The organism is Mesorhizobium sp. LMG17149, assembly GCF_024518695.1.
Classification (GTDB): domain Bacteria; phylum Pseudomonadota; class Alphaproteobacteria; order Rhizobiales; family Rhizobiaceae; genus Mesorhizobium.
Map to the genome: position 1 here is coordinate 247926 of NZ_JANIFL010000005.1, position 12205 is coordinate 260130.

General features: G+C 62.1%; 16 protein-coding genes. 6 read left to right on the forward strand and 10 right to left on the reverse strand.

Going from position 1 to position 12205, the window contains the following annotated elements:
• Positions 1 to 75 precede the first annotated feature (75 nt).
• The 3 genes from trxA to NP945_RS13330 all read left to right on the forward strand — a co-directional run bounded on the left by trxA (position 76) and on the right by NP945_RS13330 (position 1099).
• On the forward strand, positions 76 to 399 hold the full coding sequence (gene trxA, locus NP945_RS13320) for a thioredoxin (protein WP_013528326.1): 324 nt from the start codon (positions 76 to 78) through the stop codon (positions 397 to 399).
• A gap of 131 nt (positions 400 to 530) precedes the next feature.
• A complete protein-coding gene (locus NP945_RS13325) occupies positions 531 to 812 on the forward strand; it encodes a cupin domain-containing protein (protein ID WP_127268388.1) in 282 nt (93 codons plus the stop codon).
• Positions 813 to 880: 68 nt separating this feature from the next.
• A complete protein-coding gene (locus NP945_RS13330) occupies positions 881 to 1099 on the forward strand; it encodes a plasmid stabilization protein (protein ID WP_127268387.1) in 219 nt (72 codons plus the stop codon).
• 52 nt (positions 1100 to 1151) lie between these two features.
• Here the strand turns inward: NP945_RS13330 and NP945_RS13335 are convergent, their stop codons facing one another.
• The 6 genes from NP945_RS13335 to NP945_RS13360 form a co-directional block, all read right to left on the reverse strand.
• On the reverse strand, positions 1152 to 1571 hold the full coding sequence (locus tag NP945_RS13335; RefSeq protein ID WP_127268386.1) for a VOC family protein: 420 nt from the start codon (positions 1569 to 1571) through the stop codon (positions 1152 to 1154).
• A 28-nt stretch (positions 1572 to 1599) separates the two neighbouring features.
• Positions 1600 to 2925, reverse strand: coding sequence for a folylpolyglutamate synthase/dihydrofolate synthase family protein (locus tag NP945_RS13340; RefSeq protein ID WP_256746598.1), 1326 nt, complete (start codon positions 2923 to 2925; stop codon positions 1600 to 1602).
• Between the two features lie 119 nt (positions 2926 to 3044).
• On the reverse strand, positions 3045 to 3971 hold the full coding sequence (gene accD / locus NP945_RS13345; protein ID WP_013528321.1) for an acetyl-CoA carboxylase, carboxyltransferase subunit beta: 927 nt from the start codon (positions 3969 to 3971) through the stop codon (positions 3045 to 3047).
• Positions 3972 to 4016: 45 nt separating this feature from the next.
• Positions 4017 to 4856, reverse strand: coding sequence for a tryptophan synthase subunit alpha (gene trpA / locus NP945_RS13350; protein WP_256746599.1), 840 nt, complete (start codon positions 4854 to 4856; stop codon positions 4017 to 4019).
• A gap of 63 nt (positions 4857 to 4919) precedes the next feature.
• Positions 4920 to 6140, reverse strand: coding sequence for a tryptophan synthase subunit beta (gene trpB / locus NP945_RS13355; RefSeq protein WP_127380276.1), 1221 nt, complete (start codon positions 6138 to 6140; stop codon positions 4920 to 4922).
• A gap of 92 nt (positions 6141 to 6232) precedes the next feature.
• Positions 6233 to 6892, reverse strand: a complete 660-nt coding sequence (locus NP945_RS13360) for a phosphoribosylanthranilate isomerase (protein WP_256746600.1) — start codon at positions 6890 to 6892, stop codon at positions 6233 to 6235.
• Between the two features lie 112 nt (positions 6893 to 7004).
• On the opposite strand from NP945_RS13360, the gene NP945_RS13365 reads away from it, so the two are divergent.
• Entirely contained in the window at positions 7005 to 7223 is a 219-nt protein-coding gene (locus NP945_RS13365; protein ID WP_127289588.1) for a hypothetical protein, read from the forward strand.
• Between the two features lie 5 nt (positions 7224 to 7228).
• Here the strand turns inward: NP945_RS13365 and NP945_RS13370 are convergent, their stop codons facing one another.
• The 4 genes from NP945_RS13370 to NP945_RS13385 form a co-directional block, all read right to left on the reverse strand.
• Positions 7229 to 7987, reverse strand: coding sequence for a M48 family metallopeptidase (locus NP945_RS13370; protein ID WP_256746601.1), 759 nt, complete (start codon positions 7985 to 7987; stop codon positions 7229 to 7231).
• Between the two features lie 99 nt (positions 7988 to 8086).
• Positions 8087 to 8569 (reverse strand): DUF2852 domain-containing protein, encoded by a 483-nt coding sequence (locus tag NP945_RS13375; protein WP_127266800.1) that lies wholly within the window; start codon positions 8567 to 8569, stop codon positions 8087 to 8089.
• Positions 8570 to 8687: 118 nt separating this feature from the next.
• Positions 8688 to 9830 carry a benzoate/H(+) symporter BenE family transporter gene (locus tag NP945_RS13380; protein ID WP_256746602.1) on the reverse strand — a complete coding sequence of 381 codons (1143 nt, stop codon included), beginning with the start codon at positions 9828 to 9830 and terminating at the stop codon, positions 8688 to 8690.
• Positions 9830 to 10600: a carboxylesterase gene (locus tag NP945_RS13385; protein WP_256746603.1), complete on the reverse strand. Its 771-nt coding sequence runs from the start codon at positions 10598 to 10600 to the stop codon at positions 9830 to 9832. The genes NP945_RS13380 and NP945_RS13385 overlap by 1 nt, the downstream gene beginning before the upstream one ends.
• A 205-nt stretch (positions 10601 to 10805) precedes the next feature.
• Between NP945_RS13385 and infC the strand changes: the two genes are divergently transcribed.
• Both infC and NP945_RS13395 read left to right on the forward strand, forming a co-directional pair.
• Entirely contained in the window at positions 10806 to 11342 is a 537-nt protein-coding gene (gene infC / locus NP945_RS13390) for a translation initiation factor IF-3 (RefSeq protein WP_013528312.1), read from the forward strand.
• A 130-nt stretch (positions 11343 to 11472) separates the two neighbouring features.
• A complete protein-coding gene (locus NP945_RS13395; RefSeq protein ID WP_256746604.1) occupies positions 11473 to 12099 on the forward strand; it encodes an isoprenylcysteine carboxylmethyltransferase family protein in 627 nt (208 codons plus the stop codon).
• Positions 12100 to 12205 lie beyond the last annotated feature (106 nt).

Consider the following 12205-nt stretch of genomic DNA (forward strand, 5'->3'; position numbering starts at 1 on the left):
CACAACACCTGCTTGAAGAAGGGCGCGATCACCACCACATTTGGTGGGACAAAAACTTTCAAAAGGATTTTCCATATGGCAACCGTGAAGGTCGACAAGAGCAACTTCCAGGCCGACGTGCTTGACGCCAACGTACCGGTCGTCGTCGATTTCTGGGCGGAATGGTGCGGTCCCTGCAAGATGATCGCGCCAGCGCTCGAAGACATTGCCACCGAACTTGGCGCCAAGGTCAAGATCGCCAAGCTCAACATCGACGAGAATCCGGAGCTTGCCGCCCAGTTCGGCGTGCGCTCGATCCCGACGCTGATGATCTTCAAGGGCGGCGAAATGGCCGACATGAAGGTCGGTGCGGCGCCCAAGACCGCGCTGTCGCACTGGATCAACGGCAATCTCGCCTGATCCATCTGAAATTCATATGACCATCAAGCCCGGCCTCGCGCCGGGCTTTTTGTTGGCGTCATCGGTGCGTGGCTCTGGCTCTCGCATCCGGCCACTCCATGTCATCTGCTTGAGCCAGACAGGAGAAACCCATGACCGGATCCGCCAAGGCCACCGTCTTCATCGACAATGAGCGCGTCATCGTCACCGAATACCGCTTCGCACCGGGCGAAAACACCGGCTGGCATCGCCACGGCCACGACTATGTCGTCGTGCCGCTGATGGACGGCAAGGTGAAGCTGTTGACCAAGGACGGCGAGACCTTCGCCGAGATGAAGAAGGGCGCGCCCTATTTCCGCAAAGAGGGCGTCGAACATGACGTCATCAACGCCAACGAAGGCGAATATGCCTTTATCGAGATCGAATTGAGGTGACGGCATGCCATCATGTGCCATCTTGATGGGCGCTGAGAGACTACATCTTCTAGAAAGGGGAGTTTGAAATGGCCGAACCCCAGCTTTCCGTCCGCAGCGCAAAAGCACGAGATATTGCTCATCGACTCGCTCGTCGCGAAAACCGTTCAATAGCTGATATCGTCGAACGCGCACTTGAATCCTATGAGATTCGGGAGGCCGGGCGAGAACCGGCCTCCCTCTTCTATTCCCGCCTGACGGCAAGCATCGGCGTCGACATCGATCTGGAAGCAATCATACCATTGTGATTTCAGAGACCCTTAGAAAGGCGCCTGATGCGGTGTCATGGCTTGGCTGGTCTCACCAATCAGCGATGCGGTCGTCGCCGGTGAATTGTGCGCTTTTCTGGGTGTACTCGAACAACTCGATTTTCACGTCGTTTGGATCGCGGATCCAGGCCTGAAATGTGTCATCGCAGGCCAGTTTCTTTGAGGTGACGTCGACACCTTTCGACCTGATGTGGGCGATCGCGGCATCAATGTTCTCCACTTCTAGGCAGAAGTGGTTGATCTGGTTCAGGTCGCCATAGCGGGCCTCGTTTTTCCCGAACACCTCGACATGGCTGCCGCCGCCGCAATCGAGGTAGAACCCGAAAATCTTGCCGTCACGCAGGAAATTGAAGCAGGTGTCCATGCCCAGCACGTCGCGATAGAAGCTTCGTGTCGCTTCAAGGTCGTTGGCGAAGATGCAGACGTGAGCGAGCTGCTTGACTTTGATCATGACAGGTTCCTCGCAGAAAAATCCGCCTTCAGGTCGGCGGGGTGCCGTTCTCGGCCAGCACCGCGCCGGTCAGATACAACGAACCGCTGATCAGGATGCGTGGCGCCGGACCGTCCCAGGTGTCGCGCAGCAGCATCAGCGCGCTGGCGACGGAACTCACCGGCTCGGCGGTCAGCCCGGCTTCCGTCGCGCGGACCGCCAGTTCGTCGTTTGGCACGCCGGCCTCGCTAAGGCTCACCGGCACCGTGTAGACATGCCGGGCGAGGCCCTTGAAGGCACGGAAATAGCCGCTCTGGTCCTTGGTGTTGATCATGCCCGAGATGAGGAACAGCGGACGCGGGTTCTTCTCTTCCTGCTCGGCCAATGCTTCGGCAACCACCACGCCGGCCCCCGGATTGTGGCCACCGTCGAGCCAGATATCGGCGCCCTTGGGTGCCAGTTCGGCCAGCCGGCCTTGCATCAGCTTCTGCATACGCCCGGGCCAGGCGACATTGATCATCGCCTTTTCGGCGGCGCGATGGCTGATCTCGAAACCGGCCGCCTTGACCGCGGCGATCGCCGCCGCCGCATTGGCGAACTGGTGGCGGCCGGGCAGCTTGGGCGGCGGCAGATCCATCAAGCCGTCTTCGTCCTGGTAGACCATGCGGCCGTTTTCCTCGAAGGCAAGGAAATCCTGGCCGTAGACGAAGGTGGGGCATTCAAGCCGTTCGGCGGTTTCGATCAGCACCTGCAGCGCCGTTTCGCTCTCCTGCGCGCCGATGACCACCGGACAGCCGGGCTTGATGATGCCGGCCTTTTCGGCCGCGATCAGTTCGACACGGTCGCCGAGATAGGCCTCGTGGTCGAGCGACACCGGCATGATCACCGACACGGCCGGCTCCTTGACGACATTGGTCGCGTCGAAGCGGCCGCCGAGCCCGACCTCGATGATCGCGGCGTCGGCCTGGTGTTCGGAAAACAAGAGGAAGGTGACCGCGGTGAGGATCTCGAAGACGGTGATCTTCTCGCCTTCATTGGCTCTGGCCGCACGGGCAATGGCATCGGCGAAAACCCTGTCTTCGACCAGCCTGCCGCCGCCATCGGCGGCCAGCCGGTAACGCTCATGCCAGTTGACCAGATGCGGCGAGGTGTGGACATGGACGCGGTAGTCCGCTGCCTCGAGCAGGGCGCGCGAAAAGGCGGCGCACGAGCCTTTGCCGTTGGTGCCGGCGATGTGGATGACCGGCGGCAGCCGATCCTGCGGATTGTCAAGCCGCTCCAGCAGCTGCGAAATGCGGTCGAGCGAAAGGTCGAAGCCTTTAGGATGAAGCGCCATCAGGGCTTCGATTTCGCGGTCGGCGGCAAGCGTCGTCATGGCAGAATCCTAGCGCATGAGCCGTGAAAACCAGAATCGGTTTCGGATGGCCATGGCAATCAAAAGCTACAGCGCGCCGAAGCACCCGTGCAATCGCGGTCGCGGCGCTTCGTGTCGCTTCAGGCTTGCGGCCGAGCTTCCGCGGCGACCACCGCCGGGGGCAGGATTTCCGGCTCCAGCGTTTTTTGCTCTTCCGGCAGCTTGAGCAGCATCTTGAGCAGGCGCGCGATCGTTTCACGCATTTCCAGCCTGGATACGACCATGTCGACCATGCCGTGCTCCATCAGATATTCGGAGCGCTGGAAGCCGTCGGGCAATTTCTCGCGGATCGTCTGTTCGATGACGCGCGGTCCGGCAAAGCCGATCAGCGCGCCGGGCTCGGCAATGTGCACGTCGCCCAGCATGGCATAGGAGGCGGTCACGCCGCCCGTGGTCGGGTTGGTCAAAACGACGATGTAGGGCAGGCCGGCTTCCTTCAGCCGGTCGACACCAACCGTTGTCCGCGGCAATTGCATCAGGGACAAAATACCTTCCTGCATCCGCGCGCCACCGGAAGCGGCGAACAGGATCAGCGGCCGCTTGCGCTGCAGGGCCACTTCGAAGCCATGCACGATGGCGTCGCCAGCGGCCATGCCGAGCGAGCCGCCCATGAAGGCGAAATCCTGCACCGTGACCACCACCGGCAGACCCTCGACGGTGCCCAGCGCATTGATGATCGCGTCCTCAAGGCCGGTCTTGGCCTTGGCGTCCTTCAACCGGTCGACATAGCGCTTCTCGTCGCGGAATTTCAGCGGATCCTGCATCACCTTGGGGTTGTCCAGGGTCTCGTATTTGCCGCCATCGAAGAAGAATTTCAGCCGCTCCTTGGCCGAGATCTTCATGTGATGTCCGGAGGACGGAATGACAAACTGGTTGGATTCCAGGTCCTTGTGGAACACCATCTCGCCGGTCTCCGGATCCTTGATCCAGAGGTTCTCGGGCATGTCGGTGCGCCGGCCGAGCATCGAATTGATCTTCGGGCGAACGTAATTGGTGATCCAGTTCATCGCTTCGGCTCCTGTCCTGACGAGGATTGGGAAGAGGTAGGAGAACTATTCGGCAGCAGCAAGGCGGGCCGAGCGCACGCCTTGCGCAAGGCCGCTGACCAGCGTGGCGACGGCTTCGGCCGGATCGGCGGTCTTTTCGCCCTTCGGTCCCAGCACATTGGCAACCGCATTGACGATCGCGGTGCCGACGACGACACCGTCGGCATTGGCGCCGATCGCCCGGGCCTGCTCGGCGGTCTTGACGCCGAAGCCGACGCAGACCGGCAGGTCGGTGTGGCCCTTGATGCGCTTGACCGCCGCCGCCACCTTGCCGGTGTCGGCCAGCGCCGAGCCGGTGATGCCGGTCATCGACACATAGTAGACGAAGCCCGACGTGTTCTGCAGCACTTTCGGCAGGCGCTTGTCGTCGGTCGTCGGTGTCGCCAGCCGGATGAAATTGATGCCGGCCTTGAGCGCCGGAATGCACAGTTCCTCGTCCATCTCGGGCGGCAGGTCGACGACGATCAGCCCGTCAATGCCGCTGGCGATCGCGTCCTTGAGGAAGCGGTCGACGCCATAGATGTAGATCGGATTGTAGTAGCCCATCAGCACGATCGGCGTTTCATTGTCACTGGTCCGGAAGTCGGCCGCCATCTTCAGCGTCTTGACCAGCGTCTGGCCGCCCTTCAGCGCCCGCAGGCCCGCCGCCTGGATCGCCGGGCCGTCGGCCATCGGATCGGAGAACGGCATGCCGAGCTCGATGATGTCGGAGCCTGCGCCGGGCAGTGCCTTCATGATCGACAAGGAGGTGTCGTAGTCAGGGTCGCCGCCCATGAAATAGGTGACGAGCGCCGGGCGGCCTTCGGCTTTCAGTTTTGCCATGCGGCGGTCGATGCGGGTCACCATGTCTGGCCCTTTGGACGAATTTTGCTCATAATCAACTCCCAAATCGAAACTGTCCAAAGGGGCCTAGATCTCCATACCCAGCATCGAGGCCACCGTATGCACGTCCTTGTCGCCACGGCCGGACAGGTTGACGATGACGATCTGGTCCTTGTCCATGGCGGGCACGATCTTCACGGCATGCGCAATGGCATGCGCGGATTCCAGCGCCGGGATGATGCCTTCGACGCGCGTCGTCAGCTTGAAGGCCTCCAGCGCCTCGTCGTCGAGGATCGGCACGTATTCGACGCGGCCTGAATCGCGCAGCCAGGAATGCTCGGGGCCGACGCCGGGATAATCGAGACCGGCCGAGATAGAATGGCCGTCCATGATCTGTCCGTCGGCGTTCTGCAGGAGATAGGTGCGGTTGCCATGCAGCACGCCCGGCGCGCCGGCATTCATCGAGGCGCAATGCTCGATGCCGTCAAGGCCGCGTCCGCCGGCCTCGATGCCGATGATGCGGACCTCTTTGTCGTCGAGGAAGGGATGGAACAGGCCGATGGCGTTCGAACCACCGCCGACAGCGGCGATGATGGTGTCCGGCAGTCGGCCTTCCTGCTCTAGGATCTGCGCCCGCGCTTCGGTGCCGATTACCGACTGGAAGTCGCGCACCAGCTCCGGATAGGGATGCGGGCCGGCGGCGGTGCCGATCAGGTAATAGGTGTCCTCGACATTGGTCACCCAGTCGCGCAACGCCTCGTTCATGGCGTCCTTCAGCGTGCCGTGACCAGCGGTCACCGGGCGCACTTCGGCGCCGAGCAGCTTCATGCGGAAGACATTGGGGCTTTGCCGGGCGACGTCGGTGGCGCCCATATAGACGACGCAGGGGAAGCCGAAGCGGGCCGCGACCGTGGCCGATGCCACGCCATGCTGGCCGGCGCCGGTCTCGGCGATGATGCGCTTCTTGCCCATGCGCTTGGCCAGCAGGATCTGGCCGAGGCAGTTGTTGATCTTGTGCGAACCGGTGTGGTTCAAATCCTCGCGCTTGAAATAGACCTTTGCGCCGCCGAGATGCTTCGTGAGGCCTTCGGCGAAATAGAGCTTCGAGGGTCGCCCGGCATAATGGGTCGACAGGTCAGTCAGCTCGGCCCTGAAATCCGCATCGTTCTTGACCTCGTTCCAGTGCCGCTCCAGATCGAGGATCAGCGGCATCAGCGTTTCGGCAACGAAACGACCGCCGAAAATGCCGAACATGCCCTGTTCATCGGGTCCGGTGCGGAAGGAATTGGGTGTCGCCGGCTTGTTCATCGCCGATCTCCTGGCATCTTGACTTATGAAGCATGTCCTTGTCGGAAAACCGGTTCCCACTTTTCCGGGACATGCTCTGGTTTAAGGCACTACTAGGCTGCGCGGGTGTTCCGCGCGGTCCTGACGGCCCGGAAAAACTGTTCGATCAGCGCCGGATCCTTGACGCCCGGTGCGCTTTCCACGCCTGAGGAAATGTCTATTCCGGGCGGGTCGGCAAGCCGAAGGGCATCGCCGATATTGGCGGCGTTGAGCCCACCGGAAAGCATGTAATCGACGCCGCCGTCAAGGCCGACAAGAATGCGCCAGTCGAAGGCAACACCATTGCCGCCCGGCAGTTCTGAGCCTTTCGGCGGCTTGGCGTCGAACAGGAACCGGTCTGATATGCCGATGAATGGCTTTATCCGTTCGAGATCGGCAGCCTCGCTGAGCGGCAGCGCCTTCATCACCGGCAAACCATAACGGGCTTTGACCTCGGCGACGCGCTCGGGCGTTTCCGCGCCATGCAGTTGCAGCATGTCGGGCTGCATTTGGGCAAGGATTTCATCCAGGAAAGCGTGGCTGGCATCGACGGTGACGGCAACCGCCGTCGCTTTGCCGCGCGCCGCCTCGCGCAGACGGCCAGCCTCGGCGGGTTCGACATAGCGTGGGCTTTTGGCGAAGAAGATAAACCCGACATGGCTGGCGCCGCCGGCCAGCGCCGCGGCCATTGCCGCGTCGGTCTTCAAGCCGCAGATCTTGATGTCGAGTGCCATGGCGCGGGAATTGGCATGAAAAGCGATAAGAGTCGAGAAAAAGCATGCTGTTTGCCGGCGCGGCCAAAGGCGCTACCTATGGATGAATAGGACACATGGCGGGAGCACGATCATGACCGACAGGACAATTGCCGAACTCAGGCAGAAGATCGCGCAGGCGCGCGAGGTCATCGCGCACCTGATCGACAAGGCCGCCTTCAACGGCGCCGAGGCGCACCGCGCGCTCGACTATTTCGGCGGCGATGAATTCGACGGCAATTTCCTGCCGTGGCCGCATCATGGCGATGAGGGGCTACGGCCTGAGGACTTGAACGCCGCCAACGACGACTGAGCGATCTACTCGAACATGATCGCCTGCAGCGCACCGCCATTGCGCTTCAGCCAGTCCTTGCAGCGATCGGTGTCGGGGCAGAGCTTTTCGCACAATTTCCAGAATTTCGGACCGTGGTTCATCTCCTTGAGATGCGCCACTTCATGCGCGACGAGGTAGTTGATGACCGGCGACGGCGCCATCATGATGCGCCAGGAAAAGGACAGATTGCCTTCGGAGGTGCATGACCCCCAGCGGCTTGATGTGTCCTTGAAGCGGATAGCCTTGGCGCGCTTGCCGAGCGCCTCGGTGTGTTTGGCCACCAGCTTCTCGATTTCCCTCTTGGCCTCGCGCTTGAGGAAATCGGCGAGGCGACGCGGCAGATGTATGCGGTCGCCATGCACGATCAAGAGCGGGCCACGTTCGTCGCGCGACACGGTGACGGTGCCGCGCTTTGATGGTTCATGGACGATGCGGTGCGGCACGCCGCGCACCGGGATCCTGATGCCGGGCCGCACCTGCGGCCGCGTCGGCACCTTGGCCAGTCGCTGCTCCAGCCAGTCCTGGTGCCGCTCGAGGAACCTGTCCACTTCGCCGCGGCGCAGGCCTGGCGGCACGGTTATGCGTAGACCCTGGCCGCCTGAATCGATGCGCAGCGTCATTCGGCGCGCCCTGGCGCTCTCGACGATCTTGAGCGGCAGCGTGCGGCCGGCGACGCAATATTCGCGCTCCACGACAGGCGTGGGCTTGGGCTTTGTCAGATTGCGAAAGAAGCCGAGAGTCATGGCGGGACGATACGCGATTCGAGAAAAACGACTAGAACAAAAAAGAAACGGCGCCGCTCGCGCGACGCCGTTTTTCACGATGTGGCCAGTCGCTTGGCCTCAGTCGTCAAGCAGGTTCGAGCCCTTGCCACGCTTGGTGGTCGTCGTTCCGGTGCTTGGATCGGTCTTCGTCGGAGCCGTCGACTTGTTGCGGTTGGCCATGAACCGGTCGAACTCGTCCTGGTCCTTGGCGCGGCGCAATTCGCGGGCATACTCGTCGAACTGGGTCAGCATCTCGTCGAGCTTGCGGCGCTCTTCGTTCAGCCGCTCAAGTTCCTTTTCGCGCCAGTCGTCGAAAGCGACGTTGCCGGTGCGGGCGGAGCCATTGCCCCAGCGCGCGGCCTTGTCGGAACCGCGGCGGCAGCCGGCGAAGATGCCGTCGGTCGCGCGGTTGACGTCACGCTTGAAGCCATCGAGGCGGTCGCCCCAGATGATGTAGGCGAGCATGGCGAAGCCGAGTGGCCAGAACACCATGAAACCTACAACCATCAACGCGATGGTTGCCGGCGTCCAGGCCGGACGGATCAATGCGGATGCGTTCATTTTCTCCCATTCCTTCGGTTGGAGACAGCCAAATCCGGGCTGCGTGGGATCGAAATGGGAAGAGAAAAACGGCGATTCAAGACAATGTCCGCCAAATCCGGACAAGCATCTGAAATGATTATCGCTTTTTGATCATATCGAGGAAAAGCACGACCAGCCCGGCAATCAGGCCCCAGAATGCGGCGCCAACGCCGAACAGCGTCAGACCCGACGCGGTGACGACAAAGGTGACGGTGGCGGCCATGCGATCCGCCTCTTCCTTCAGCGCGATAGACAGCGCGTTGGCGAGCGACGCCATCAGCGCCAGGCCTGCCACCAGCACGATCAGGCTCTGCGGCAGCACCGCGAAGATCGCCACCAGCGAAGCGCCGAAAATCGCAAAGATAAGATAGGCGAGCGCATAGAACGGCCCGGTCTTCCAGCGCTCGGCAGGATCGGGGTGGACGTCCGGTCCGGTGCAGATCGCCGCCGAGATCGCCGCCAGATTGGTCGTCGAGCCGCCGAACGGCGCCGACAGCAGCGAAAACAGGCCCGTGACGCCGATCAGCGGGCCGGGCTCCGGGTGATAGCCGGCGGCGCGCAGCACGGCGAGCCCGGACAGGTTTTGCGAGGCCATGGTGACGAGGTAGAGCGGCAGTGCCAGGCCGATCACCGCTTTGGTGGTGAAGTCAGGCGCAATCAGCGTCAGCGTCGACAGTTCCGGTGTCGGCAGGCCACCGACACGGCCGGTGAGGAAAGCGGCGAGACCACCACCGATCAGCACGGCCAGCACCGACAGCGCCGGGTTGAACAGGCGGATGACGAAGAAGGCGGCAATCAGCGGCAGGATCAGCCACGGGTCGACAGGAACAGTCTTCACCGCATTGAGCGCGAAGGTGACGACGATGCCGGCCAGCATGCCCGAGGCGACGGAGGGCGGTATCCTTGAGATCAGCTTCGTCAGGGGCCGAAACAACCCGGTGGCGATCAGAAGGACGCCGGTGACGATGAAGGCGGCGACGGCCTCACCCATCGAAAAGCCGCTCGATGCCGCGATCAGCGCCAGGCCCGGCGTCGACCAGGCGGTGATGACAAGCATCTTCGTGCGCCATGACAGCCACAGGCTCTCGATCGCCATGGCCAGGCAGATCGTCGTCACCCAGCTTGCCGTCTCTATCTGCGTCGCACCGACTGCGGTGGCGGCTGCGATGACGATGGCCAGCGTGCCGCCGAAGCCGACGATCGCCGCGACGAAGGCGGATATCGGGATGGAAAGGCGCATCAGTTTCCCCTCTGCGCCATCGCATCGACGGCCCTAACCAGCATGTCGAGATCCTGCGGTCGCGACAGGCGATGGTCGCCGTCAGGGATCAGCGACAGTGTCACGTCGTCGGCGGGCAGCAGGCTGACCAGCTTCAGCGCATGGCTTGCCGGCACATCTGCATCGGCCAGGCCCTGCAGGATGTGCACCGGGCAATGGGTGTCGATCGGGCCTGTCATTGTCAGGTTGTCGCGCCCGTCCTCGATCAGCGCGCGGGTGTAGATGTAGGGTTCCGTGGAATAGTCCGACGGCTCTTCGAAGAACCCTTTTTTGGCGAGATCGCGCTTCTGCGCCTTGGTCAGCATCGGCTCGACAAGTTCGGCGGTGAAATCCGGGGCCGGCGCCAGCAGCACCAGGCCGGCGACGTTGCTATCGCCTGCCTTGCGCAATTCCTGCACCATGCGCAGCGCGATCCAGGCGCCCATCGAGGAGCCGACCAGGACCTGGCTGCCCCGGGTGAAATGCCGGAACACGGCAAGGCTTTGCGTAAGCCATGTCGAAATCGTGCCGTCGGCGAAGGCGCCGCCGGATTCGCCATGGCCGGAATAGTCGTGGCGCAGGAAGGCGCGGCCTTCTTTTGCCGCCCAGTCCGCCAGCGTCTGCGCCTTAGTGCCCAGCATGTCGGACTTGTAACCGCCGAGCCAGACGATGCCCGGCGTAGAGCCAGCAGTATGGCGCACCGCGATGCGCGATCCATCTACATCCAGAAAGATTGGGGGCGTGGCAGTCATGGCTTTTCCTCAACGCCGGTCTTGTGACACGGACGGTGGCGTGGCGAAAAGTGCTCACGATGTTGTTTGTTTGGTGCAGAGCAGCGATCAGGGTGATTTTCTGTCAATGCTGTGCTATTGACTCCGCCCGCGCGCTCACCACATTGGCGCGTCCATGCATCAACACTGACAGACCCTGAACGAAACGGCCAAGGAGACCACGACCATTCGCAGACCTTTCAAAGCAGCGGCGCCGACCAAGGATGGCCCGCGCTCCAACCGTGACATCCGGGTTCCCCGGGTCCAGCTTATCGACGCCGAAGGCCAGAACCGCGGCGATGTTTCCATCAACGACGCATTGCTGCTCGCCGAAGAGGCTGGGCTCGATCTCGTCGAGATATCGCCCAATGCGGTGCCCCCCGTCGTCAAGATACTCGATCTCGGCAAACTGAAATACGCCAACCAGAAGAAGGCGGCCGAGGCGCGCAAGAACCAGAAGGTCATCGAGATCAAGGAGATCAAGATGCGCCCGAACATCGACAGCCATGACTACGAGACCAAGATGAAGGCGGTTCGCCGCTTCTTCGAGGAAGGCGACAAGGTCAAGCTGACGCTGCGCTTCCGTGGCCGCGAGATGGCGCATATGGAACTCGGCATGCAGCTTCTGAACAAGGTCCGCGAGGAAGTGGCGACGATCGCCAAGGTCGAGGCGGAACCGAAGCTCGAAGGCCGCCAGATGATGATGGTGCTGTCGCCGCGCTAGAGCGATCCCCGTCAAAAGCAAAGGCCGCTTCGGCGGCCTTTTGTTTTGTTTTGTCTTCGCCATGATTTCTCCGCAAGTTGCTTCGACAAGGATTCTGGTTGCCGGTCCTCGCGGCGAAAGGATTCCCCCCATGACCGCCGCGGCACGTTCTACGAGTGAAATGGGTCGCTATCAGCGGCGCCGGCGCGTCCTGCTGGCGCTGCTAATCGGCGCTTTTTGCGCTTTGCTGATCTTCGGCGGCTCCCCGCACGATGAGCTAACCCACGAACGCATAGAGGCGCACGGGATCGCCCTGATACTGATCGGGATCGGCGGCCGGCTCTGGTCGATCCTCTATATCGGCGGCCGCAAGTCGGCCGAAGTGGTTGCAACCGGCCCATATTCGGTGATGCGCAACCCGCTGTATTTTTTCTCCACCGTAGCGGCCGTCGGCATCGGCACCCAGACCGGCAGCGCGATCGTCGCGGTAGCGTCGGCGGTTTTGTGCGCGGCCGCGTTCCACATCGTCACGCTGCGCGAGGAACGGCATTTGATGACCGTGCTCGGGGCGCCATACAAGGACTACGTCGCACGGGTGCCGCGCTTTTTTCCCAATCCCCGGCTTTATCGCGATCAGGCCGAGGTCACCTTCACACCGCGCATCTTCAATCACACGCTGCGCGACAGCTTGATGTTTCTGGTTTCCATACCGTTTTTCGAACTCATCGAGTCCGGGCAGGAAAGCGGTGTAATTCCCGTCCTCTTCTGGCTGTATTGAGCGGCGGCAGGCAGTCAAAAGAGGCGACATGCATTAAATCCGCCTGAATTATCCTGCAAGTCATCCCAACGATCGGCGGGCCCTGTTTTCTTGGCCAGAAGCTGCG

What these genes read in the sequence shown, in the direction of transcription:
- NP945_RS13365 (WP_127289588.1), top strand. Translation starts at nt 7,005, where the DNA reads ATGACCGACAGGACAATTGCCGAACTCAGGCAGAAGATCGCGCAGGCG.
- NP945_RS13385 (WP_256746603.1), bottom strand. Translation starts at nt 10,600, where the DNA reads ATGACTGCCACGCCCCCAATCTTTCTGGATGTAGATGGATCGCGCATC.
- accD (WP_013528321.1), bottom strand. Translation starts at nt 3,971, where the DNA reads ATGAACTGGATCACCAATTACGTTCGCCCGAAGATCAATTCGATGCTC.
- NP945_RS13380 (WP_256746602.1), bottom strand. Translation starts at nt 9,830, where the DNA reads ATGCGCCTTTCCATCCCGATATCCGCCTTCGTCGCGGCGATCGTCGGC.
- trxA (WP_013528326.1), top strand. Translation starts at nt 76, where the DNA reads ATGGCAACCGTGAAGGTCGACAAGAGCAACTTCCAGGCCGACGTGCTT.
- NP945_RS13375 (WP_127266800.1), bottom strand. Translation starts at nt 8,569, where the DNA reads ATGAACGCATCCGCATTGATCCGTCCGGCCTGGACGCCGGCAACCATC.
- trpB (WP_127380276.1), bottom strand. Translation starts at nt 6,140, where the DNA reads ATGAACAAGCCGGCGACACCCAATTCCTTCCGCACCGGACCCGATGAA.
- NP945_RS13395 (WP_256746604.1), top strand. Translation starts at nt 11,473, where the DNA reads ATGACCGCCGCGGCACGTTCTACGAGTGAAATGGGTCGCTATCAGCGG.
- trpA (WP_256746599.1), bottom strand. Translation starts at nt 4,856, where the DNA reads ATGGTGACCCGCATCGACCGCCGCATGGCAAAACTGAAAGCCGAAGGC.
- NP945_RS13325 (WP_127268388.1), top strand. Translation starts at nt 531, where the DNA reads ATGACCGGATCCGCCAAGGCCACCGTCTTCATCGACAATGAGCGCGTC.
- NP945_RS13335 (WP_127268386.1), bottom strand. Translation starts at nt 1,571, where the DNA reads ATGATCAAAGTCAAGCAGCTCGCTCACGTCTGCATCTTCGCCAACGAC.
- NP945_RS13340 (WP_256746598.1), bottom strand. Translation starts at nt 2,925, where the DNA reads ATGACGACGCTTGCCGCCGACCGCGAAATCGAAGCCCTGATGGCGCTT.
- NP945_RS13360 (WP_256746600.1), bottom strand. Translation starts at nt 6,892, where the DNA reads ATGGCACTCGACATCAAGATCTGCGGCTTGAAGACCGACGCGGCAATG.
- NP945_RS13370 (WP_256746601.1), bottom strand. Translation starts at nt 7,987, where the DNA reads ATGACTCTCGGCTTCTTTCGCAATCTGACAAAGCCCAAGCCCACGCCT.
- NP945_RS13330 (WP_127268387.1), top strand. Translation starts at nt 881, where the DNA reads ATGGCCGAACCCCAGCTTTCCGTCCGCAGCGCAAAAGCACGAGATATT.